Source organism: Paenibacillus periandrae (assembly GCF_022458865.1).
GTDB classification, from domain to species: Bacteria; Bacillota; Bacilli; order Paenibacillales; family NBRC-103111; genus Paenibacillus_S; species Paenibacillus_S periandrae.
Genome location: NZ_JAJNMU010000036.1, coordinates 17,245 through 42,283, shown reverse-complemented (window position 1 = coordinate 42,283; position 25,039 = coordinate 17,245). Strand labels below are relative to the sequence as shown.

15 protein-coding genes and 3 pseudogenes are annotated in these 25,039 nt (G+C 46.2%); 5 read left to right on the top strand and 13 right to left on the bottom strand.

The features are described from left to right. Nucleotides 1-17: 17 nt before the first annotated feature. From LRL21_RS39555 to LRL21_RS39505, 11 genes and pseudogenes are all read right to left on the bottom strand, one after another. Nucleotides 18-2,681 (bottom strand): glycosylhydrolase-like jelly roll fold domain-containing protein, encoded by a 2,664-nt coding sequence (locus LRL21_RS39555; RefSeq protein ID WP_240421301.1) that lies wholly within the window; start codon nucleotides 2,679-2,681, stop codon nucleotides 18-20. A gap of 34 nt (nucleotides 2,682-2,715) precedes the next feature. Beyond that, the gene (locus LRL21_RS39550) at nucleotides 2,716-4,182 is read right to left on the bottom strand and encodes a glycoside hydrolase family 140 protein (RefSeq protein WP_240421300.1); all 1,467 of its coding nucleotides are present in this window, start codon (nucleotides 4,180-4,182) and stop codon (nucleotides 2,716-2,718) included. Nucleotides 4,183-4,357: 175 nt separating this feature from the next. Next, a complete protein-coding gene (locus LRL21_RS39545) occupies nucleotides 4,358-6,088 on the bottom strand; it encodes a cache domain-containing sensor histidine kinase (RefSeq protein ID WP_240421299.1) in 1,731 nt (576 codons plus the stop codon). Between the two features lie 30 nt (nucleotides 6,089-6,118). After that, nucleotides 6,119-7,726 carry a response regulator transcription factor gene (locus LRL21_RS39540; RefSeq protein WP_240421298.1) on the bottom strand — a complete coding sequence of 536 codons (1,608 nt, stop codon included), beginning with the start codon at nucleotides 7,724-7,726 and terminating at the stop codon, nucleotides 6,119-6,121. Nucleotides 7,727-7,771: 45 nt separating this feature from the next. Continuing rightward, on the bottom strand, nucleotides 7,772-8,857 hold the full coding sequence (locus tag LRL21_RS39535) for a Gfo/Idh/MocA family protein (RefSeq protein ID WP_240421297.1): 1,086 nt from the start codon (nucleotides 8,855-8,857) through the stop codon (nucleotides 7,772-7,774). A 25-nt stretch (nucleotides 8,858-8,882) separates the two neighbouring features. Further along, nucleotides 8,883-9,674 (bottom strand): sugar phosphate isomerase/epimerase family protein, encoded by a 792-nt coding sequence (locus tag LRL21_RS39530; protein WP_240421296.1) that lies wholly within the window; start codon nucleotides 9,672-9,674, stop codon nucleotides 8,883-8,885. 601 nt (nucleotides 9,675-10,275) lie between these two features. Continuing rightward, nucleotides 10,276-11,160 carry a carbohydrate ABC transporter permease gene (locus LRL21_RS39525; protein WP_240421295.1) on the bottom strand — a complete coding sequence of 295 codons (885 nt, stop codon included), beginning with the start codon at nucleotides 11,158-11,160 and terminating at the stop codon, nucleotides 10,276-10,278. Between the two features lie 13 nt (nucleotides 11,161-11,173). Next, nucleotides 11,174-12,091 (bottom strand): ABC transporter permease, encoded by a 918-nt coding sequence (locus tag LRL21_RS39520; protein WP_240421294.1) that lies wholly within the window; start codon nucleotides 12,089-12,091, stop codon nucleotides 11,174-11,176. A gap of 318 nt (nucleotides 12,092-12,409) precedes the next feature. Further along, nucleotides 12,410-13,880 (bottom strand): annotated as a pseudogene (locus LRL21_RS39515) (MDR family MFS transporter). 290 nt (nucleotides 13,881-14,170) lie between these two features. Further along, nucleotides 14,171-15,700 (bottom strand): ABC transporter substrate-binding protein, encoded by a 1,530-nt coding sequence (locus LRL21_RS39510; protein WP_240421293.1) that lies wholly within the window; start codon nucleotides 15,698-15,700, stop codon nucleotides 14,171-14,173. 504 nt (nucleotides 15,701-16,204) lie between these two features. Then, on the bottom strand, nucleotides 16,205-17,314 hold the full coding sequence (locus tag LRL21_RS39505) for a Gfo/Idh/MocA family protein (RefSeq protein ID WP_240421292.1): 1,110 nt from the start codon (nucleotides 17,312-17,314) through the stop codon (nucleotides 16,205-16,207). Nucleotides 17,315-17,518: 204 nt separating this feature from the next. Here LRL21_RS39505 and LRL21_RS47090 point away from each other — a divergent pair. Next, nucleotides 17,519-17,687, top strand: a pseudogene (locus tag LRL21_RS47090) (transposase); the annotation flags it as partial. Between the two features lie 55 nt (nucleotides 17,688-17,742). Here the strand turns inward: LRL21_RS47090 and LRL21_RS39500 are convergent. After that, a pseudogene (locus tag LRL21_RS39500) lies at nucleotides 17,743-19,457 on the bottom strand (glycoside hydrolase family 3 C-terminal domain-containing protein); the annotation flags it as partial. Between the two features lie 86 nt (nucleotides 19,458-19,543). Between LRL21_RS39500 and tnpA the strand changes: the two are divergent. Together tnpA and tnpB are read left to right on the top strand one after the other, a co-directional pair. Next, nucleotides 19,544-19,852, top strand: a complete 309-nt coding sequence (tnpA, locus tag LRL21_RS39495) for an IS66 family insertion sequence element accessory protein TnpA (protein ID WP_240421291.1) — start codon at nucleotides 19,544-19,546, stop codon at nucleotides 19,850-19,852. Next, nucleotides 19,846-20,196 carry an IS66 family insertion sequence element accessory protein TnpB gene (gene tnpB, locus LRL21_RS47085; RefSeq protein WP_420832553.1) on the top strand — a complete coding sequence of 117 codons (351 nt, stop codon included), beginning with the start codon at nucleotides 19,846-19,848 and terminating at the stop codon, nucleotides 20,194-20,196. Before tnpA ends, tnpB begins: the two co-directional genes overlap by 7 nt. A gap of 192 nt (nucleotides 20,197-20,388) precedes the next feature. Here the strand turns inward: tnpB and LRL21_RS39490 are convergent, their stop codons facing one another. Next, nucleotides 20,389-22,041 carry a DHA2 family efflux MFS transporter permease subunit gene (locus tag LRL21_RS39490; RefSeq protein ID WP_338044742.1) on the bottom strand — a complete coding sequence of 551 codons (1,653 nt, stop codon included), beginning with the start codon at nucleotides 22,039-22,041 and terminating at the stop codon, nucleotides 20,389-20,391. A 1,402-nt stretch (nucleotides 22,042-23,443) separates the two neighbouring features. Here LRL21_RS39490 and LRL21_RS39485 point away from each other — a divergent pair. Together LRL21_RS39485 and LRL21_RS39480 are read left to right on the top strand one after the other, a co-directional pair. Beyond that, nucleotides 23,444-24,034, top strand: a complete 591-nt coding sequence (locus LRL21_RS39485; protein WP_240421290.1) for a TetR/AcrR family transcriptional regulator — start codon at nucleotides 23,444-23,446, stop codon at nucleotides 24,032-24,034. Between the two features lie 689 nt (nucleotides 24,035-24,723). Continuing rightward, on the top strand, nucleotides 24,724-24,861 hold the full coding sequence (locus LRL21_RS39480) for a hypothetical protein (RefSeq protein ID WP_240421289.1): 138 nt from the start codon (nucleotides 24,724-24,726) through the stop codon (nucleotides 24,859-24,861). The last annotated feature ends 178 nt before the right edge of the window (nucleotides 24,862-25,039 follow it).

Here is a 25,039-nt window from a genome sequence, read left to right as displayed (position 1 = left end):
ACCGTCCACGCTCCTCTTCAATTTGCCATAACTACGAGCTGAACCGGGCCTAGCAAGCCGCTCGGCTCCTGATGAATGGTCCTGAAGACAAGATCCTTCTGCTCATTCATCAGCGTATTGGTCACCTCGACGGCGAGCGAATTGCTTCCTTTCTTGAGCAGATGACCGATCTCCAGAACGTACGGCGGACAAATCCGCACCCCTGCACGCACGCCATTCACCCACACTTCGCCGATCTCGAACACACGTCCCAAATCCAGAAGAACCTCGCCAGCGCCTTGTGACCACTCAAATACAGTTTCATACCGGAATGTGCCAGAGAAATCGCGGAGCTGACCCGGCCGTCCCATATTGACCAGTGCATATGTGCTGCCCACCTTTCGGAAGGCAGGGTAATCTATAGAGGCTGAAATTGAAATGTCCCATGTCCCCTCAATCACTTTCGATTGCATTACAGCATTCGCCGCCGCTCCGTAGTCTGTTCCCATTTCCACGACGGCATCGTCAATTCCCGATCCGGCCAAGAGCACAAGCGATTCATAGGGGCTTAAAGAAATAGCTGTATCTATGCCATCCGCATCAGTCTGAACCTCCAACTCCGTAAGCAGATTGCTGAAACCATCATACCGTATAGCCCTTCCTTGCACTGGAAGCCGAACCTCAGTCTCAATCCGTTCGAGCGGATGCTCATTGAAAAACATATACACATCCAAATCCGCATGCTGCACATGATAGTATCGCAGATAAAGCTGCTCGGACTTCACGGTAATCTCGTTCCAGCCTCGCTCCTTCAGCTCCGCGGCAAGCCGGTTCAGCGGAACTACATGGCACACGTTGGATGCAGCTAAACGATGAAGCGAGTCACTTTCCCCATCGATGGAACGAACCGGATATCCATCAATAAACAACAACGGCAGTCCTTGCCCGGCGAGCTCGGCCAAACGGATAAGCAGCGAATCCGGAAGCACTTCAGAGTAAGGGATAATCAAGCATCGGAACGACTCTTCCTGAATAAGTAGCTTACCGTCCGATACTTTGGCGCTATCGTATAGAATATCGGCCGGAAGCACATCGCAATCGATTTGGCTGCGAAGTAACTCTTTGACCGGCTTGTGGAAATACATGAATTCCCCCGACCATTCGGCTTCCGCATGATACAATACCCCCGCCGGCGCAATATGTCGTCCACCCGATAGAAGGTGGCTAAGCCGGTTCGTATAATGGTTCAGTTCTTTATAGTAACGGAATTGGGGATTATGCCCTCTCGCGTAGAAGTGAGGCGGGCAGTCATCATCTGGAAACTCCTTCTGGGAGAATGCATGTGGAACGAAAACATTGACGCCGCGCACGAGAACATGATCCGTCAACCATTTCATCAGCTTGAGTCCTTCGGACCACCCGTAAGCACCAAACAACTCTACCATCGTCCGGCCCTTCTTCTTCGGGTCGAGATGCCCGAGCGAGGAAGCCATTTTAGCCAGACCGAAGTGGTAAAACTCGTTGTCCGATTCTCCCGGTCGAGTACGAAGGAAACCTTCATCGAAGCCCGGAGTGATTTGCCAGCCGATGATGTCGATGCCGGACATATCCTGCCCCCACAGCGCTCTAAAAAAGTGGCCGGCTCCTGGACCGAGACGAGCGTGAACGTTATTATCTTCAAGTACATGACCGATATATTCCACGTTACGTTCTCGGCACCAATCTCCAAGCTGCTTGGTGAAATTCTCACCGTACAGCTTGCTGACAACGTTCATATACGCGTACCGTACGTTAGCTGTACCCTCTCCTCCTTCATACCACAGGAACGGTAATTTGCGACGGAAATCGCTGCCGAGCGCCTCCTCCAGGAGGTTCGGAAGCTGCCTGGACCACGGTAGAACGACGTCTTTCTTGCCGAGCTTGGATTCGAAATCGAAGGTATCTTTATCGTTATAAAGCCCCGGTTCGTCGGAGAAGAAGCCGGCAAAGGTATGTCCGAAATCATCCCGATATCGCTCATAGAAAGCCTCATATACCGTATCGACGAGGATGCGCACCGATTCAGCTACAAGCGGGTTGACGTAATTGAAATGGTGTTCGCTTGCCCCTCTTGTCGTTTCAATGAGCATGAAAATACGCCATTGACCTTCGGGCACATCCCAGAACAAAACATTGTCCTGAACACAACCCCATAGATCGATCGTTTCGCCGGTAAGCTCACCGGTAGCCGAATGGCGCTTCGCCGCGATCACCCCAAACAGCGTCCCGCCATAAGAATATCCGGGTACTAAAGTAGGCAGGCGCTCGTTAAACGGCGGAACTTCCACGATACAACTAGTATCCTGCTGGGGACCAATCATATCCAAATGCTTCAAGTTCAGATAGACGCGACGCAGCTCGGGTGGAGCATCCTTGACTTTCCCTGCAGCATATCCGGTCGGAAAATGTTCGTCATCGAGGACCCAAACCTTCATGTCGCGTTGGCGAGCTTCCTCCATCACAACGTCCATGACCTTCCACCAGTCCGGCCCGAGAAAATCCGGATGCGGTCTTGCTTCGATGCAGACGGCCCGGATCCCGCAATCATGGATACGCGCCAGCTCTTCACGAATAATGGATTCATCCTCGCCCTTCTGCCATACAAAGGGGAGAATGTAATTGTCTTCTTTTCCAGCAAGTACTTCTTCCAATCGTCTATTCATAAGAGACATCCTTTCTTTCCGTTACTTGCTTGCATCAGACAAAAATCATAGGCCATTGTTCAATCTTCATTTCTTCTCCTCTGAACACTTCTTTGCCTATGTTTTCAAATAAATTCTCCTCGGAGCCTATGACTAAAATCCAATCGTTCTTCTCCCCTTGTGTAGGAGCCTTAAATTCAGTCCATCCTTTTTCCGCATGCACTTCAAAAACTTTGTCGCAGAGGTTATGTTCCGAATCGTAGCATTTCCCATCTCTAGGATTAAACCACAATGCCAAGAATCGCTCTCCATTCAAGCGTGCCAAATCTATTTTTTCGGAACCTCCATTCGTAAAATACACCATTGCGAATTGCCCTCGGCTATCCACAGCTGCTTGACGATGTTCATCCAGACAACCTTTGCCGCACAGTTGATCATGTTCCATGATGCTCTGATTCGGGATGCAGCGTTCAAATGGAATCGAGTCGAAAAAATCACGCAATATTTTCATTTGATAAGCGCCTGGCCGCTCCAACGCTTCATACCAGTCATATATGAGAATGTCATTTTTTTCCTTATCGGAAATCATGCACCACACACTGGAATGACCATAAGTATGTCCACATGATCCTGCAAATAGCGACCAATAGGCTCTTTTTCTGACAATCCACTCATCGTGTAAGGGGAGTGTTATCGGCCAACCCATTGGCATTTGCTCATATGCTGGCTCTGCGTCCAAAACTGGCAATGTATGAGTCCTTTCGTATTCTTTCTGAACCTCCACGTAATTTTGAGTATGCAAACCGTGGCCAGATTGCAGCATGGTAAAGCTGATCCAAGCTTCTTCCTCCGTCCAGTATGACATCGTCGAATAATTGCCTGTCTCCACTTCGTAGCACGTATGGTAAGTTATTACAAGTTCACGCCACGCTTGATTTGCTACATTATATTTGCAAGAGACGCCAGTGACTCCTTTGAGCAGACCTTCCGCCATGTTCCGCCACACGTCCCGGTAGTCGACCCCTTTATGAATCGGTTGGCGATCTCCCCCCAGGCACCAAATAAGATTTGTCTGATCTTTATACCGATTGCCGATCCATCGACCAAATTCATAGGCGTTCTGTTCTGTCACGATCTTCTCGAATTGTTCACCGTTCCAGTTTTCTCCAACCACCAATTGGCCCCAAACTGGTAAAAGAACGACATAGAATTCCATCTCTTCCGCAACATCCAATACCCAATCCAAGTACCTGAAATATGCTTCGTTAGGCTGCGATAGATTATTATTTATCAGCGCTTTTACTCCAGCAGGGTTGCGCATCTCGATATCCATCTCCGGATCCAACGCCACAATCTGCAGCACATTAAAGCCTTGCGACTTTCTTTTTTTCATGTAGTAGATGACATCGTCCCACTTTAATCTTTGCGGCAATGTCCAAGCTGTATCCGCCAGATAAAAGAAGTGCTTGCCCGTTTCTGTTTCCAGACTTCGTTTATCGTTAGACACTTTCAATCTTTCCATTTGCCCCTTACCTCCGTCTCCTTTTAAGTTTATTATAACTAACATTTTAACGGTCTTTCTACCGATATACAGACTTTCGACTATCGAAAGTTCGACCTTATTTTCCCGATTTCCAAAAAAAATGCCCCTGCACGCCATATTCGCGTAACGGGACATTCTCCAATCTATTTGCCAATCACTCCCGCAGTGGGAGCCATATTTCAACACATGCCCCCGTTGATCGGTTCGAAAACTCCAATCCCGCTTTCCCGCCATACAAAAGCTTCAACCTGCGCTGTACGTTCCAAATGCCGATATGCTCGCCGCTTTCGTCCTGGAGCTGCTCTCCTTTGTTCAGAATGTCCAGGACCTTCTCCGGAAAGCCGGCTCCTGTGTCGGTGAGGGTAATTTTCAAGCAAGACTCGGGTTCCTGAAGAAACTCAGATTCAACGGTAATATGCATAGGCTCCTCCATCGTAACCGCGTGCTTGACCGTATTTTCCACGAACGTTTGAATGATTAACGGCGGCACCTCAAATGACATAAAGGCATCAGGCGCCTGTGTGTGAAACGTCAAATGCTCCTGGTACCGAAGTTCTTGTATTCTTAAATAATTGCGTACGTGCTGCAGTTCGTCCTTCAAAGGGACAAACGTCGTATTGCTTCTAAGCATATAGCGAAAATATTGCACCAGGCTGATCGACATCTCCTGAATGAGCTCGAAGCGCTTCATGAAGGCCAAACCGTGAATAATATTTAACGAATTCATCAAAAAATGAGGATTTAACTGCAGCTGCAACAGCTTCAGTTCCGTCCGCTGATTGCTGAGCTGCTCTTCGTATACGTCGATCCGCAGCTTCTGAATTTGCGACATCATCTGGTTGAAAGCATCATTGATATTCTGAAATTCGTCTGAGGTGCGAAATTTGCTGATGCGATACTCGATAAGACCGTCCCGGGTTTTCCTCATCGCCGCCAGAATCCGGTTGAGAGGAAGAAGAAAAGTTCTGCGGAGCAAAACAAATCCAGTCGGCAGCAATATAAGGGATCCGTACAGGATCAGCATGACGAGTCGGCGAAGAAACGGCAAATTCTCGAGGATGCTTTCTTCCGGAATTAGCGCCGCCAAGCTGAAACTGCCCTGAGACGACGGTCCTCCGACCACTAGGAACTTCTCTTTATCGCCAGATAAATAATAACCGTTATTGAGTTTGGCTAAATCGACGGGCTGCTCCGCCGCGGTAGGGGAAACGAGCATAGGCGTTCCATCTCCTGTGACAAAGAACGCTTTCCCGCTCTCGCCGAGATGGATCAGGCTCATCGGAATCAGCAGCCGTTTCACGTTCACCCAGGCCCCGAAATAGATATTTCCGTTCTTAACGATGTGAAACAAATAATATTCGTTATGAATCTTGTGTACTTCCCAGTCCGGAGTCGTGAGCCCGAAGGCGCCAACGCCTACCGAAGCTTTCAGTAAACGGATGTGGTCCTGAATTTTCTGACGCTCCTGGAAATCGCCCCCCTGATTGAAGCCGTAAATCAACTCGTCATTTCGGGCGTTATAAATAAAAAGAGAATCAATCTGCGAATACGATAAAACATCCAACGACAGCTTGTTGGACAGCCGGATCATAGCCACGTCATAGTCCGCTGGGTCGATAGATTCCAGATACATGTAATCGTAATCAGTGCTTGCTACAGTCGACATATACTTTTCGACTTCGAGCAGGGTTGTATCGATCTGCTGCATGTATAGATTGATCATATTCTTGTTGGACTGAGCCACCTGGTCATGTACGACTTGAATGGAATAACGGCTGAAATAAATGAGAAGCAGGACTAACGGCAGTATGATGACCATAATGACAAAAGGTAGCTTAAAGTGAATGGAGTTAAAGGAAAATCGCATCTTGAGGTTCGCAGTCATCTCTTGTTAGTCCTCTCTCTCTTATCGATATTAGCGGATCGGCTCCTTATCGGCAAAGCGGCACCGGTACTCACCCGGGTTCATCTGCACATGCTTCTTGAACATTTGGGAAAAATGCGAGAAGTTGTTGTAGCCTACGGACAACGCAATGGCACTGACCGGCATCTCGGTTTTGGCCAGTAGCTCTTTGGCACACTTCACCCGTTCCTGCGCAATATATTCAACAATGGACTGGCCGGTTTCCTTCTTAAATACTCTCGTCAAATAGTCGGGATTCAGACAAATCATATCGGCAATGCTGTCGCGCGTAAGATCATGATCCAGATGATGTCCGATATAGTTCTTGATTCTTTGCACGATGGAATCCGATTTTTCCATGCCGACTATCGAATCTTCAGCTTTCCCTATGACATGCTCGGACCAAGCTCTCAAGTCCGCAAGGCTTCTGGTGGCATTGGAGGATAACGAGAGCGACTCCGGGTCGGTAAACAGCCGGTGGGCATGGATGCCCTTCAATTTTAGCACATAATAGATCATTTGGAGCATGTCCTGCTGAAACCTTTGAAGGTTCCACAGATCTACTCCCCTAGATTCGGAAAGTTTGTGCAAATACCGGTCTACTTCTTTCAGCACCTTCTCTTTGGAGCCGTCCTCCTTAAGCATGATTGCCCAAGTCGTCATGTCAGGTACTTTGACGTTGTCCAGCGGCGTCTGCTGCTCAGAAACGAGGAAGGCACCGCTGAGGCGTGTGACATTATTCCGGTCGTAAGCCAGCAAGCTTTCGACCGTTTCGGCCATGGCGTGGACGGCTGACGGCTGTCCGATGTAACAGGATACGTCGCAATAAAAGAATTGACAGCAGGATTCAATCAACGTTTGACATCTCTGAAGCATCGTCTCCCGCTGCGAAGCTTGTTCAAAGGTCTGAATCGCCAGCAAGGTAGCTTCATGGAGGGCGATGAGATGGCCAGCCCCGCCGTCCTGGTTGAGCAGCAGCTCTTCGCTAGCGTTGCGCAGTGCATACTCCATAATCTTGCCGTCTCTTTTCGAAAAATCTTTATTCCAACGCTTCACTTGAATCAGGATCGGTACAAACTCCATCGTTTCCGCGAGCGCAATATTCCGGCCGGCCGCTGCCTCCTGGATTGCCTGCGGATTAGCCGGAATAGATTGGCTGATCACGTCCAACCAAAAATTTTCAATGATCATAGGTTGATGACGGTTCCAGAGCAGCCGGATCTGATAGTTTTCCAGCGATTCGCTGTCTTTACGTATTTTCTCAATCCCATTCCGGATTGCTGCAGTAAGCTCGTCATAGGGAATCGGCTTCAAAATATAATCCAAGCCTCCCAGTTGGAAGGCTTTCTTGGCATATTGAAATTCGGCATGACAGGTCATGAAGATGGTAACGGTATTCGAAGCGTGCTCACGAACCCATTCCAGAAGTTCAAGCCCGCTTCCTTTCGGCATTTCGATGTCGCATAACAGGATATCGATCTTGTGTTGCCCAAAGATTTCTTTAGCCTTCTTGATATGGTTCGCCGTGAATACGCTAATAATCCCCAACTGTTCCCAAGGGACGGCATATTGAATCGCTTCGATAGCCAGTAACTCATCATCCACAATAAGCAGTTGCATCTGAGTACGCATCCCCTTCCGGTTCCATCAAAGCCTCGCCTGTATTCAGTCGTAGATAACTGCTGCAGTTCTTTCCCTTCGGGAGAGAAGAACAGGCTGGCCCAGGGAGGCGGAACGATAAAATTGATCGATAATTTCCATCATATAAACACCGTGCTCCGGCGGCGCGAGCGGTTCCTCCCCGCTTAGTATGCACGAAGTAAAATGCTCGAACTCGTTCAACAGCTTCACATTAGGGCTCAGCTGCGGCACAATGTCCACACAGGTCCCCTGCTGCTCGGAGAATATCTTTAGCCGGCCGTCAACCAGGCTGATACCACCCTTTGTGCCGATCAATTCGATGAAGGTGGTGTCCTTCTCAATATTGGACGCCCAGCTGAACTCGAAGCTGACGGCGCCTCCGTTCTTGAGCTGCAAATACCCGACTGCGCTGTCTTCCACATCGAAGATACCGTTCGGATTTCCTGCATATCCGTTCCGATTCCGTAAGTTGGTATGGTCATAGGTGCGGCGCGTGCTCCCTGTAATATAGGATGGCTCAGGATTGCCCATCAAGTAAAGAACCAAATCCAGGTAGTGCACGCCCAGGTCGACCATGACCCCGCCGCCGGACAGCTGCTTGTTCGTAAACCATGTGCCTCTTCCGGGAATGCCGCTTCTCCTTCTCCATCCGGCCTTTGCCTGATAAATGTCCCCCAGATTGCCTTCATCGATATATTGCTTGATAAAAACGGCTTCGTTGGTCATCCGGTTGTTGAGACCTATCATAAGCATTTTGCCTGATTTCCGTTTGGCGTCCAAAATTTTTTGGCTATCGACAGCACTTATGGCCAACGGCTTCTCGCAGTGGACATGAACCCCGCGGTTCAAAGCATAAATCGAAATATCGGCATGGAACAGGTTCGGCGTACATACGCTTACCAGGTCCAGCTGCTCACGGTCGAGCATTACGGTGTAGTTCGTGTATAAATTGCTAATTTGATACTTTTCAGCCATTTTCTTCGCTTTCTCCTGATTCACGTCGCAGACTGCAACGAGTTCGACATGAGGAAGCGCCGAATAGCCGGTCAAATGCTTCTTCTCTGCATTGCTGCCTGCACCGATCAATCCGTATCTCAGCTTTTTTTTCATCGTAACTTACTCCTTTCCTTCTGCCTTACTGCTTGATCAGCAGTGATTTCATGTACGCGATTGTATATTCAATCCCCTTCGCTTCCAGCTCTCCGGTCCAAACCTTCGAATGCGGCTCAATGCTTAAACCTCCCGTGTATCCCTTGGCACGGAGCAATGCGAGGAATGTCTTCCAGTCAGTTTGGTCGAGCCCCGCTGGAGGATCGTCTATGGCGCAGCCTTCGATCAACAAAGAACCTTTGAGATGGACATGATGAAAACGGTGTCCCCATTCCAGCGTTTCCTTCAAATAATCTCCTCCGAAGTAGCGGCAGTGGGAAGGATCGAACTTGATCCCGAGCTCCGGCAAATGTCCATGAACGATCTTCCAGACCTCCGGAGAATGGATGAAGTTGACTTTGCGGCAATTGTAGGTAAGCACCTTGACACCTTTCGGCCCCGCATATTCAATCAGCTTCGAGAAGAAGCGGATCGCTGCCGCGCAATTATCAAAATAAGAGATGTCCTCCACATAATTGCAGCCTGATACGAAATTCGGGCAGCCCAGCTCGCTTGCCACATCGATCAGCTGATAACAAATTTGTAGCTCTTTCTCGATCAACTGACCTTCTTGGTTGATGCGGAGCGATTTCCACCTACCGATGGAGCCGACTTTAATCTCATACTGTTCTTTCCATTTCTTAAGCTGATCCATCCGCTGGCATAAACTGTCCGGGTCGTCGCCTTCATTCATCAACAGCTCGACAAAGTCAAGGCCGCGAAGCTGGGAGAGACGAAAACTCTCCTCGGTAGCAGACGCAATAATACCTAAATCCATGAAGAAACTCCTTCCTCTTTGGTTCTCAATTTTTCACGTAATGAATGATTATATCAAAAAAACGCTGCCAGTAAGCCTAACTCGATGTCATGTTCCTGCCGTAGGATTTCACTTCGGGAGGTGAATCTTTGCAGAAGACTTAAAGTTGAATCGAAGAACGTACAGAAGATCTCGTGTGACTCGTCCTTCCAGCAGCAGGTGATATAAGAAAATATCGCTTTGAGGTCAATCGATTGCAGCTTGGCGATAGCGAGCCACCAACTCTTCGTTTGGATACTTGAAGCAGTAATAATGATTGAAATAACCGATGTGGTTCGGGCAGGTCTTGGCAAATTTCAGCGTGTTCAGGAACCCCTCAATTTACTCGAGTGCACTGCCCTCTTAAAGGAAATTCTCCCCGATAAGTTGCACATCTCTTTTAGCACTTTGATTTATACTCTACCTTAAACCTTTTTCATTATATCATCAAGAATTCGACTTCAAGCCCTGCATAAGAATACACCTCCTTATTACCAAAGGAAGGTGCATAACTTTAATTTATATTTTTTAAGCAAAATACGAATATCCTCATTCGTTAATAATATGATACCGACAAAATTTTTTACCCTTTCACCGCTCCGATCGTAATACCCTTGATAAAATATTTCTGGAAGAAGGGATAAGCAAGCAACATCGGAATAACACCGATAGCTGCGATGGCCATTCTTACGGTCGCTCCGGGTAAATTCATCGTAACATTAGTTGCGGCGCTCATATTGGTAGTAGAAAGAAAATTGATATTTGACAAAATTTGATTTAGTACGTTTTGGAGGCTGAAGTATTGTGGTTCGGTAATGTACACCATGCCGTTAAACCAGTCGTTCCAATACATGATGGCCTGCATCAGCCCGACCGTAGCCAGTATCGGCATGGAAAGTGGAAGCACGATGGACGTAAATGTACGAACCTCACCGGCACCGTCCATATTCGCAGATTCGATGACGGGAGCCGGGATCGTTGTCATGAAGAACGTCCGCATCAGCAGTACGTTAAAGCCGTTCATCAGCAGGTTCGGGATGATGAGTGCCCAAATCGTATCTTTCATATCCAGGTACTGAGTGTAAATCAAGTAAGTGGGGACTAATCCGCCGTTAAACAGCAATGTGAAGAATACGAAGAAGGCCAGGCCTTTATAAAACGGATAATCTTTTCGGGATGCAGGATATGCCAGCATGGCGGTCATCGCGAGTCCGACTGCGGTTCCGATTACCGTGATCATAATCGTGATGCCATACGCGTGCAGGATGCTTGAGGCATTTTTCCATAAGTAGCTGTATGCATCAAAGCTGTAGGCTTTAGGGAATAATTGGTAGCCATACTTGGTAATGCTCGTTTCCTCCGAAATCGACGACATGAAGAGCAGTGCGAACGGAATGATGCAGCTTAGCGAAATCACGATCAAAATCAAATGGGATGCCCACTGCCACGCCCGATTTTCATTGTTCATGCGGTTCTCCCTCCTAGAATAAGGCATTCTCTTTACTAATTCTCCTTACGATGTAATTAGAAAAAAGCACCAACACGAATCCGACGAGCGATTGGTAAAGTCCCGCAGCCGAGGCCATGCCGATATCACCGAGTTGTAAAAGACCGCGATACACATAAGTGTCGATGACGTTTGTCGTATCGTTCACAGCGCCCGAATTCATCGGAATCTGATAAAACAACCCGAAATCCGAATAGAAAATGCGCCCAATGGCAAGCAAAACCAACATGGTAATAACTGGGCTTATTAACGGAATGGTAATCGAACGGATTTGATGCCATTTTGTTGCGCCATCCAGCGTTGCCGCTTCGTAGTATTCCTGATCGATACCGATGATGGAAGCCAAATAGATAATGCACATGAAGCCGATATTTTTCCATAACTGAACAAATGTCAAGATGTAAGGCCAATATTCGCTTTCCGTGTACCAGGATATTTCCGAGATGCCAAGCATCGGTAGCAGAAACTTGTTAAACATCCCTGTATCGATGCTAAGCACGGCATAAACCAGATAGCTGACGATAACCATCGAGATGAGGTAAGGCAGCAAAATGATGCTTTGGTAAAATCTAGCTGCAAACTTGCTCTTGATTTCGTTCAGCATTACAGCAATGGCGATGGCCAAAAAAGAATTAATCAATATGAACAGCCCGTTATAAAGAATGGTATTGCGGGTAATAATAAATGCATCCTTCGTCTTGAACAAATATTCAAAGTTCTTGAATCCAATCCAATCACTACCCAGAATGCCCTTGGCAAAATCGACGTTCTTGAAGGCAATCGCGAGTCCAAACATCGGCAAATAATTGTTCACGATCAGATACAAGACCCCCGGGAGTGCCAGAAGGGAAAGTGGGATGATTTTCTTCCATTTATACCGTGTCCGATTCATTGTGCTCACTTCCATTACATTATTTGTTATCCGGTGGGGGTATTTTACCTCGTCCGGTTCTTCTCCATTATAGCGTTTGCAAGGAATCGCCTCTACCCGGAAAGAGACACGTAACTATCGTTTTTTCGACCTGTAATGCAGAAATGGCCTCGCGGTTTAAATGCAATTGTTCTAAGTTCAGCATTTTTTTCCACGAACTAAAAACTCCTTTTGAATCTCATCAGTAATTTATGCAGGGAAACAAAAGGGGCTACGACAACTCAGCACATGCTGAGTTGTCGTAGCCCCAAAAACCGCGAATTTCACGATCCTCATGAATCAAGACGTTTCCGCGTAAGACCCCGCTTCAGAAGCCATCTTCTCTTCGCTCATGAAAAGAACCGCTATGACCGCCAGCCCTGCCGGAATGATTGCCCAAACAAAGGTGTAGGAAATCGATTGGGATAGCCCCTCCGAGATTTTGACAAGCGTAGAATCCGGTATTTTAGCACGGTCCACCGAGTTCAGCAAGGAATACGGATCGCTCAGGCTCATGCCATTGGACATAACTGCTGATTCCGCGCCTGTCATACTAGCGGTCAATATGCGAGTCAACGAATGGCTGGCTCTGAACAATTCCGAACAGGGTAATCCCGAGCGTCATCCCGAGAGAGCGGATGAAATTAAGCGTAGAGTAAACAGATCCGCGCTGCTGAAGCGGAAACGAATGAAGTGCCGCGTTGGTGAGCACGGAGAAGGAAGCGCCAATGCCTGGTCCGACAAAGACCATATAAACAGTGATGGTCAGATGGGAAGTTTCTGGAGTGATTGTCGTCAAAAGCGTGATTCCCACAACAAGGAGGCTGAGCGTCGGAATCATCACTGTACGGTAGGAAAGCTTGGTGAGAACCGCGCCGCCCCCCGCGGCAGTTACTACCGTACCGAGCATCATCGGCAGCAGGACAAGGCCGGAGTTCTTAGCGGTTCCGCCGAGTACCCCTTGAATAAAGATCGGGATGTACACCGAGGCGGCGACGAACGCCGCTCCGCTTAACATGGCCAAAATCGTGCTCGAAGCGTACAGGCGGGCTTTGAACATCTGGAACGATATGATCGGCTCCGATGCACGCATTTCCGCAAATACGAACAGGATGACGAGCAAAACGAATCCCGCGAATAGCCCCAAAATTTGCGCCGAATCCCACGCATACTGTTTGCCGCCCAGTTCCAGCGCGAACATGAGGCAAACGATAGCACCGACAAGCGTAAGCGCACCCAACCAGTCGATTCACAACTTGGAATTTTCATGCGATTCCTTATAGAAGAACCCAATCAGTGCGACGGCAATGAAGCCGAGTGGCAAATTTATGTAGAAAATCCATTCCCAACGGATATGGTCGGTGATATAGGAGCCGAGAAGAGGACCGAAAATACTGGAAATGCCGAGTACGGCGCCGAACAACCCGCTCAGCCTCCCCCTTTTCTCCGGGGGAAACGCATCGAACATGATCGTGAACGAAACCGGAATCATGGCCCCACCGCCGATTCCCTGAATCGCACGGAAAATGCTCAGCTGAACGATAGAACTCGCTATTCCGCATAGAACGGATCCAAGCATGAATAAGATGATTCCGATAATAAAAAAAAGTTTACGACCGTACATATCAGACAACTTGCCGAAAATCGGCATTCCGGCCATTTCCGCGACCATGTAGGCGGAGGTCACCCACACGAATTTGTCGAGTCCGCCAAGCTCGCCTATGATCGTTCCCATTGCGGTGGCCACGATTGTGTTATCCATCGAGGCCATGAGGATCGCCAACAAGAGGCTGGCTACAACGATACCCTTTTTCTTTTGAGATCAGCTCATGTATTTCCCTCTCTTTGTCGTTTGCTCACGAAAGTTCATTCTGCGTGGTAAAAGCGATACCAATGATGTGGGATATTCCACAACCTTTTAATCTTATCCATGGTACCTAATGCAGCTACCAATTGCATCACAATATATATATGGTATTCTTCAGAATCGTTGATATTTGCCCCAGGTGCATGCTAACGCGCCCCCCTACCAAAAAGAGGAAGGAGGCGCCTGGGGTAACCTTATTTATTAGTTTTGGCCCACTCATCCAACTGCTTCTGCTTCTCGGCAATAATTTTATCGATACCCGCATCCTTCAATTTCGAGATGAATTCAGACAGCTTCTTAGCCGGATCCAATACTCCCGCCTCCAAGCCAGCCCTGTACGAATTTACGACGTTATTTACGGCCGCAATTTCCGTCTTCACTGGGGTTCCATCGAAATTGAAGCCAAGAGCTTTAGACTTCTGCGCGGATTTGTTGAACTCTTCCATCTTCTTCCAAAGCTCAGGATCATTACCATTGAAGATGTAACCCAGGTACTGATTTCCAAAGAGGTAGTTCATATTCAGGGCGTAAGGGTTACTAGCCGCTGTAATACCTGGAGGAAAATCAATGATATTGTCAGATTTCTTGACATAATCCTTGCCTTCAATTCCCCAATCAAGTAAATTCACGAGGTCTTTATCCTTATACATCAGGTTCAGGAATTGCATCGCTTTATCAGGCGCCATAGAATTTCGCGGGATTCCCCACATGAAGCTTGTTACCGAGGCTGTGGTGATAACAGGTGGGGCCACCTCGGCAATGACCACTGGTAATCCTGAGTACTTACTCGCTTGCTCCCCAACTCCAGGTTTGGTAGGGGTCAGGTAGGAAAATGCTTTGCCCGTCTTAAACAGTTCCATATGGTCTTCTTTTGTCGTAGCGATATCCTTCAAGATGTATCCTGATGTATACCAGTCCCTCATCAGCTTCACTTTTTCCGCATACTCCGGAGTCTCATAGAGATCCACTACCTTCAAGTTATTATCATAGCCGGGAAGAACCCCGTTCCCATCCCCCAATTCATCGAACCACTTGTATAATGCAAACATGTTAATGCCGATTGAGCCGTGAATCATTGGAGTTACGTTTGGCTCATTATCTTTAATCATTTTCAGAGCAGACCCCATATCCTCCAAGGTTTTAATCTTGCTGGTATCGATTTGATATTTATCAACCAGATCCTTGCGCATCACGATGCCAAACCCGGCAGCGAAGTCCTTAACCCCTGGTACGCCGTAGATGCTACCATTTATTTTAGAAGCATTCAGATATGCCGGATCGAGCACCTTCTTAATGTCTGGACCGTACTGATCCAGTAACTTGTCAAGTGGCTGAAGCTGACCTCTGGCAACTTGGTTAGTATACCCAAAGAACGGACTAACGACCACCAGGTCTACTTTCTCATTACCGGTCAGCATCAGGTTTGTTTTTTGCACAAAATCGCCTGCACTAACCAAAGTCATTTTGATGGTCACATTTATTGTGGATTTCGTCAGCTTGTTTACCTCATCCTGGACAAGCTGCAAATCCTTCACTTCGTTGCCGCCGTAGAGAATGACTAGATTCAGATCTGTCGTTTTCTCAGTTACCGCTGGTTTCGAATCACCGCCACTGACGGTGGCATTTCCGTCGGTCTTGGAAAGTTGGGGGTTCGCTGGTTCGCATGCTGTGAGCAAAAGCGCCGTAGCCCCCGCGATAAGCATAGACTTGTAAATTGTTTTCATGCAAATCCCCCTCGTATAATTGGTGATGTATGACGAAGACATTTCAATAATAATTCATTAACGCTTACCCCTCTACTCAAAGTCAGACTTCCCATTATTGTTTATTCGACCTTGGCATTTCATCTTTCACCCTTGATCATAATTTGGCGTTCCGGGCTCTTCAAAAATAGCATATCTTCAAGCGTACGGACTAGTTTTGGATCGTCCGGGAATTACTTTCCACCAAGCTCCTCCACACGTTTCATGGACTTCACTCGCTATGAATCATATTAAAATAATCCCAATTGTAAGAAAGCTGAGCTTAAGCAAATCTAGAGTTCGCAATCCAGTTTTTCTATAATTTCACTCGTGTTCTTCAGCCATTTGTCGCAATCGATAGACGAATGGCAGCTTTGTTTACTTCTTTTGAAAAGCCATGTGATCTACTACAGTTCGGTTTGATTTTCACGTTATCGCGTTAAGAAATATACAGGCGACAAATCACCTGTATATTTTTTCAACTACTTATTTATTAAATACTACTTCCTTCCCGATTTCCGCTGATTGGTAAACCGCATCTAAAATTTTCGTCACAACAAACGCTTGCTCCGGTTTGACAAGAGGCTCTTTATCGCTCTTGACAGCCTCTAGCCACTGTTTGGCTTCCAAAACTCCAGGGTCGTTGGAATCGCCTTCGAAGTAAGCGACGTTTCCAGATGCAGACTTTCTCTCTTCTACTAGCATACCATTGCGAGAGGAGTTATAAACTAATTCACGGGATTTAAAACCCATACCTGCATCGATTTGCGCTCCGGCTTTCGTTCCACAAAGAGTTGTCGCAGACTCTCTCGCCTCTAATACGTTAAGCGCCCAAGACGACTCTAAGAAAATAGTTGCTCCGTTCTCCATTTTAATATATCCGAATGCCGAATCTTCCACTTCGAATGTTTCCGGATCCCAAGGCCCGAACTCATTTCCTTCTGTCGATTCCGGCAAATTACCTAATTTGTGGAAAACGGAGCCCGTGACAGATAACGGCTTATAGTTGTCCATCATCCACAAGGTGAGGTCAAGCGCATGGGTTCCGATATCGATGAGCGGGCCCCCTCCTTGCTGGGATTTGTCAGGGAACACACCCCAAGTCGGTACTCCACGACGGCGAACAGCGTGTGCCTTGGCAAAATAAATATCCCCTAACTCTTCTTGTTGACACGCTTTGTAGAGAGCCTGTACCTCAGGTTGGAAACGGTTTTGGTATGCGATGGTAAATTTCTTGCCCGATTTCCTCCACGCTTCCATCATTTTTTCAGCAGCTTCTGTATTGTGCGCCATAGGCTTCTCGCACATAACATGCTTGCCTGCCTCAAACGCTGCAACCGTAATCGGGCTATGCATCACGTTAGGGGTTAACACATGGACAATATCAATGGACTCGTCCTTCAGAAGCTCATGATAATCCGTATATACTTTGGCATCCTCAGTACCATATTCTTTAGCTGCCTTTTCAGCGCGTTCAACAACAACATCGCAAAATGCAACCATTACACACATATCTTTAAATTGGGATAATGCCGGAAAATGCTTTTGATTGGCGATGCCGCCGCAGCCGATAATACCAACCTTTAATTTTGCCATGCTTCATACCTCACTCTCTATATTTTCCTTGAATCAGCGCTTGACGCTTACGTATATATTAGAACTTTTATCAACTAGCCCTCTACCCCGAAGGCGACCTGATTCTATCGAATTCTCGACTTTTGTCATCGTAATCAACATGCCTCCCTTTTACCTAAGGGAGGCGTGCTACAGCTTATTTACCCCTGGAACCTGGGGCGTACAAGTTGTGAAGGATGTCCACTGAAACCCAAATGTACGAAAGCGGAAGGTAATCGCGAAATCAAAGTGAGCATGAAGTAGCATGAAGTACTTCCGATTAAAAAACCAGGCACGTGAAAAGCTTCGCAGCGAAGAAAGTGACGCACTAGCCGTTCAGCGTATGATTGAGCCATAGCCTGTATTTATTCTTTTGTTTACATGAACAGCTTCCGCAAGTCACCTTCGTACTACTTCTTTTCGTTCAACCGCACTAACAATGAATCAAGTCCCTCTTCTGTCAGACCGCCTCGACTGAATGATGCCAAACCCCGGAGTGGTAAATACTTCAAGAACGCAGCATCAATACGGACATGCCTTCTTCTCCATCACTGGAAGCGGCGAACGGCGAATGCTTCAGCAAATCCATTAAGGTTTCAGCAGCTTGCGGATTCTCCATCAAATCTCCTACTGTCGAATTACGCGTATAGATTTTAGTGATAGGCACTGTTGAGTTCACCAGTATTGTCTCTTTGAGCAAGATATCTGAAGAAGACTTACCGATCAATATATCAATTTCACCTGTCTCCACATGCCAGTCATTAAGTTCCGTATTAAAGTATGCAAAGGAACGTTTTTCAAGAGTGAAGGTGACTGTTTTCTCTTTCCCCGGATTGAGCGCAACTTTAAAAAAGCCTTTCAGTTCCTTTTCAGGACGCGTTACGTTTGAGGTTACATCACTCACATATAACTGCACGATCTCTTTTCCTGCATGGTTACCCACATTCTTAATGCTAAACGTGGCGTGCAAAGCCTCCGTATCGCTCATTGCGTTTTTGTCCAGAACAAGTCCGCTGTATTCGAAGTTTGTATAGTTCAGCCCGTAGCCGAACGGAAAGAGTGGACGCTGCTTCTTTTTTTCATAATAGCGGTAACCTACGTAAATACCTTCCTTATACTCTACAAGGTCTCCATCACCCGGGAAATTCAAATATGATGGATTATCGCTCAACTGAACAGGGAACGTCTCGGCCAGCTTCCCGCAAGGATTCGCATCGCCGAAAAGTAGATCGGCAATCGCTCCGCCCAGCGCTTGACCGCCTAAATAAGCCTCGAGCACAGCCTTAACACTCCCGATCCAAGGCATTTCCACCGGAGATCCATTTCTTAGCACAATCACGGTCCGTTTCTGCACTGCCGTCACCGCTTCGATCAGCTCCGATTGATTGACTGGAAGGTGCATATGCTCCCGATCGAACCCTTCCGATTCATATCGTTCAGGTAAACCAACAAAGATAATAACGACTGATGCATCCACTACATGATTGAGTGCTTCTTTCAAAAGCAATGGGTCAGTTTGATCGCCGTCCAAATCATAGCCCTGGACATACACGATATTCGCGGCGCTTCCCCCCGATTTAGCAAGTTCCTCGCAGATATCCTCCAGCTTGCTTGGCTTAATATGTGAACTACCTCCGCCTTGATATCACGGCTGCTTGGCAAGTTTTCCGATGACAGCATTTTTACCGGACTTTGGCAATGGCAAGATGCCATCCTCGTTTTTCAGCAGCATCATGCTTTCGCGCGCGACTTCCCGTGCCAGTTGATGATGCGCCTCCGGATCGTAGGAAGTTTCCGACTTTTTGCTGTCGACCGCCTTGAAGACAATGTTCAGAATCCGTTCAACAGATGCATCCAGCTTTTTCTCGGAAAGTTTGCCGCTTTTCACCGCTTCGACAATTTTAAGCTCACCAGCGCCACTAGAAGACGGCATTTCAAGCTCAAGACCTGCAGCCAAACCGTCTGCACGCTCATTCACTGCGCCCCAGTCGGAAACAACAAAGCCCTCATATCCCCACTCGTCTTTCAAAATGTCCGAAAGCAAACGCTTATTTTCCGCGTAGTACTCGCCATTAAGCTGGTTATAAGCGCACATGACCGTCCACGGCTGACCTTTCTTAATTACGTAAGTGTCAAACCAAACCCACCTGTTCATAGCTGTTCAAATCGGTCACAATGAATCCATCACATAATGCGAAAGGGTGGACTCCCATGGATACGAATTTGCAAGAGGTATGGACAAAACGCATAATTGCTTACCAGACCAGCGGTCAGACTATGAAAGCTTGGTGCGCCGAACAGGAGTTGACCGTCCATCAGTTAAAGTACTGGCTGTACAAGGACCAAAAACAAACTCAGGCAGGCTCTGCGACCACCTTCCGTCCGGTTGCGGTTGCTCGCCAAAGCCCAACAACCGAATCGCTTCAGATTCAAGTCGGTGTTGCCCGGATCGACGTTCGGCTCGGCTTTGAGCCCGGCCTGCTTCGCGATGTGGTTGCCGCTCTTACGCCGTTATGCTGAGTTTCACCTCGGGCTCCCCTGTCTATCTGGCCTGCGGCTCAACGGACATGCGCAAATCCATCGATGGGCTTGCGGCGGTCGTGCAAGAACAATTCGCGCTCGATCCGTTTTCCTCGGCTCTTTTCGTGTTTTGCAACCGCAGTCGAGATAAGCTCATTGAGTCGTTCACACCGTTGAGAGGATCCTGCCACTGGGCTATTAGTTATTTTAAGGATCGTTACAGGCAATACTCTAGCAGACAGTTCCACCTAAACAATTTCCCCCCACCTTCAATCAGCTTTCATTGCCAGGCGTGTCCCTTCGTTTCCTCAAGAACCGTACCATCTACAGCATGCGATTCATGATAACCTCCCCTATTCAAAGGTGGTAAGCGCGTAATTATGAAAAAAGACCAAGTCCTCGATTATTCGCGAATCGGAGGCTTAGCCCTAACTGTATATTTTCTCGAAGCAGAAACCCTCATTATTTTAAAATCCTGAAGTGCTAACGTTTATCTGGATAGATTATACCTTTTGTTGATGAAGCTATGTGCCAAGTTAAACTTTGATAGGCTCCTGGGCTTTTGTAACAATATCATTGTCTTCAGAAGTGGATAACGGCGGAGATAACTCGGAAGAAGTGGGCTGCTCCTTCTTTTTCTTCTTTTCTCTCAACAAAAAGACGAGAGGAATGCATACGAATGCTGGTATCGCTGAAACAAAGAAGGTATCTGCAATTCCGCGAACCAATGCTTCCTTCTGCATAATACCTGCCAAATAGCTGATCGCTGCGCCAGTACTAGTTGCAGAATCCACCCCGCCTTGTATAAGGGATCCAGATATAGTTGAGATGAACGATGAAGCTTCATCAGAATAACTCGGAACCTCCTCAGTAAAACGGTAATAGTGAAAATATTGTCGTGAATTCATTATGGTAGTCAAGATAGCGATCCCCATTGAGCTCATTACTTGACGGGTTACGTTAGAGAGTGGGGAAGCATCATTGATCTGGTCGTTAGTCACGCTGCTCATCCCCACTGTTGAGATTGGCATCATACAAAGTCCGATGCCAAGACCGCGAATCGTCAAGTCGACATTAATCCACAAGTGAGAAGTGTCCGCCGTAAGCTTATGAAGCTCATACGTGGTTATGCCAAGGATGAGTAGCCCTATTATGCCTAAAGGGAGAACTCCCACCTTTTCTTGAAGTTTCCCGCTGATCGGCATCAGAAGTGCCATAGCAACCGACTGCGGAAGCAGTAAAATGCCGGAATCTAGAGCTGTCATAGATTGCACGTTTTGCAAATAGATCGGCATCATGAACGTGCCACCCATCATAGCCACAGTGATAAGCCCTGAGGTCAACGTACTTGCGCTAAATTGCAAGTTCTTGAACACTCTCAAATTAAGAAGTGGCGTTTCCGTTGTTAATTCCGTCCATATTAGCAACGCGAAGCTTACTGCAGAAATGTATAACAACGTGACAATATACAGTGAAGTCCATCCTTCTGTCTGCCCTTTACTCAAGGCAAGTAGTAGTGACCCGAAAAAAATGACCGACGTAGTAGCCCCAAGAATATCGAACTTCAAATTTTTCTGCCTCACGCTGTCTTTTAAAAAAAAGAAACTGGCTACTGCCGCAGCAACTCCAACCGGTACATTCAAAAAAAATAGCGTTCTCCAGCTGTAGTACTGAATTAAGAAGCCCCCTAGTGTGGGACCCAGAGCTGGTGCAACCATCGCAGCTACTCCCCAAATTCCCATTGCCAAACCGATCTGCTGACGTGGTACGATCGTATAAATTACGGCCATTCCGACTGGCATAATAAAACCACCCGTTAAGCCTTGTAGAATCCGGAATGCAATCAAGCTAGTATCATTCCACGCGAGGCCACACAATAAGGATCCTATCGTAAAGCCGGTAACAGAAAGAAGTAGCACCTGCTTACTGCCGAACCGTGCAGATAAGAATCCACTCGCAGGGATAACGACTGCTGACGCCAACATGAAACCAGTTACGACCCATTGAATAGTTGTAGTCGGTACCCCGAATACAGTGGAAAGCTTGGGAAGCGCAACGTTCACCAAGCTGCTGCTTAATACCGATACGAAAGTGGCCAGAATGATTGCAATCAATGGCAGCCAAAAGTTAGAATTCTCGTTATTATTGAGTGGTGGAACCTCTGCTATAGTTTGGGATTGCTCAGACACTTTTATAGCCCCCTATTCACTTTCACCTTAGTGCCGTCCGTTAAAACCTATGATGGATTAAGGAAGACTTAAACATTTGCTTTAAAATTATAATTCTTCTCATTCACATATACCCTACCGCACTGTCTTAAATTTTGTTTTCCATACGACATAAAAACAAAAGTACACGCCTTCTTCTTTACTCAAAAATCAAAGACTGGCCATAACTAATTTAAAAATTCATTTAGCTCTGCTGAAACCGTCTATTTCACCTCGCAATTCATACTTAGTTAATCGCAAATACATTTTACACTGTGTTTTATAATAAACACTTTATAAAATAGATTACATTAGGAAGAAATGAACTGACAAGCAACATATTACAACTAAGTGTAAGGTAGTTTACATATGATTATCTATTTGTAGATTTATATCTGTAAATACTACAATTTCCACGGAATTGTAACGCAATAAAATATATTCATAAGCAGAGAATGGAATAAAACGATTTACGAATGTAATCATTAGTCCGATGTACTTATGATTCAATCGCTCCACTTGGGGCAAAACCATCCTCGTTTGATAACTCAAACAATATAACAATTAAGCTGGTAAAACAGAAACCGAATCGTCTGTATGATGAGTCTATGAGGCATCTTGCAGGTATTTAAGATGCCAAACTCGTTAGACATCTATACTGAAGAAGTGTTGTGAATTGAAAGTCAATGAGTTGGCTTTATACTTTCATTTCATTTGGTATCTATGGGGTATTCAACATTCAATTTGGTTAGGAAAAGAGGTCGTAAATACTAGTGGCAGATGGCTTGTTTGTGATTAAACTGAACAAACATATCAACGAGGAAGAGGAAAATGCAAAATCTGATAGAATTATCGATGGGGAGAGTTTCGGTAAATAATGGGGAGATTACGTTCAAATGCAAAAAGGAAAAATAGATGAGGTAGGTGACTAAGCGATTTTTCTTGAAGTTTGCAAGCTCTGACCTTAGTGTAGGAATATCGCACTACTTAGATGACTGAGTTAGAGCGGTCATCTGAAGGAATTTGAGAATCAAATTACAGCATGAGGTAGGACGTAATGGGTACAGTACACCGTTAACTAACATGTAGTCAGCAGTTAGCCACTGAGCCGTTGTTGCTGCTATATTAAAGACTGTCATAAGTTCCATGGACGGAACACTCATAGTGGTTTGATTTTGATTCAGATTATGCGACGCTCTAAATACACTATTCCTATATTGTATGCTCTCCTTCTATGCCTCTCCAAATTGCTATTTATTCGGTTAACAAAATGTAATATAATATACATAGTGTTGTTTAGTTTATAAGTATATCTTATTTCATAGTTTAAGATTAGGGCAAGGTAAAATAGTTATTGTTAACAATGGAAAGGAGTTTAACCAATATGAATAAAGAAAAGCATCGTATTGACCCGAGGATCGTTCGAACGCGTCAGCTTCTGAAAGATGCCTTGATCGAATTATTGCAGGAAATGGAGATTGATAAAATAACGGTTAATCGAATTGCAGAGCGTGCAACCATAAATCGAGTAACTTTTTATCTGCATTATCGCGATATCCCAGACATGCTGGATAAAATGGCCGATGATATGATCAAGGACATTCAAAATGCACTGAACAACAGGCAATTCAATTCAGGTACAGAGGAAGAAAAGAAGAATTTGTTCGCTATGGTCGGTTTACTTGAACACATTGTTGAACATAAAAAATTTTACAAAGTTGTTCTTGGATCGAAAAGGACGCCTATCTTTACGGAGCGTTTGCTAAAAATGTTATCACAGACCGTTGCTTATACGGTGGAAAATAAAAAGGAGACCCTCCTCTCAGAAGCTGTTATTCAAAAAGACATCGCGATATGGTATGGCTCGTCAGCATTAATAGGCACAATTGTGGCTTGGGTGCGAAACGACATGCCTTACACGCCCCAATATTTAGCTCAACAGTTTTCTTTGCTAAATCAGCTTTTTAAGTATTAAATTATTGAATCATATGTAGATGTAGTATATCTCCACCGCACATCACTTAGTACTCCACAGTCTCGCATATTGCGGTGCAAGCCCAATGCCAGTACCGCCTTATGTGCAAGATCAGGTAGAATTCGCCATACACGCAGGAGAACCAAGCTATGTTTGCCTGCCTCGAGCTAACCCGGTTCAAATTAGGGCCTAATCATCTCCTTGGATTCTGTCGTTACACATCTTGCTTCATAGTAATCATAATCTTCACCCTTGATTGTATACGAGAAATGGAAAAATTAAAAAAGACCGGAAGCACCAAGAACGTGAACTGGCAGCTGCTCGAGCCGGCATGGGCATTCAGTCTACAACTTAATTATCTCAGTCTATCCTGAAATAACAGTATTTCATCATCTGATGGTGCCGTATTCGCGGCATGGGAGTCTAATACTTTATTGTTCAGTCTAATCCCACATGGCCTCGCAGCCACCACCATGGATGAAAATGGGGCTTGCAATTTTAACCTACCTTTGAATTAATTGAAGTAAGCAGATCAGAGGTCGAAAGTTTTTTGGTGTTCAAACCCGAAGTCTAATCTGGCCAATTGCAACCTCGAGGATCGCCGATTGTTGCCTTAAGCACGAGTATAAAAATTCCCTGAACCAGGTTGCATGATCTGCATACAACACAAAAAAAGGTAGTGACACTCCATGGATGCTATTTTAGAAAAATGCGCTGGCCTTGATGTTCATCAGGAGACTGTTGTGGCTAAAGTGCTGCATAAGGACTTAGAATTAAGGTTTGTTGTTGCCGAATCATCCGCTCTCACCCACGCTTTTTTAAGATGACTCAATTATACGGCAAAAAAGGTACAGGCTCTTCAACTTTCTTGAAGAACTGTACCTTTTCTTAAAGATGGACTTTTTCAGTGGCCTCGTACTTCACCGATGGCTCCTTTGAAATCATTTCGAGCTGATCTTTGGTTAAAACCAAATTGGTCTGCTTTGCAGGCACCACATCTCCCCA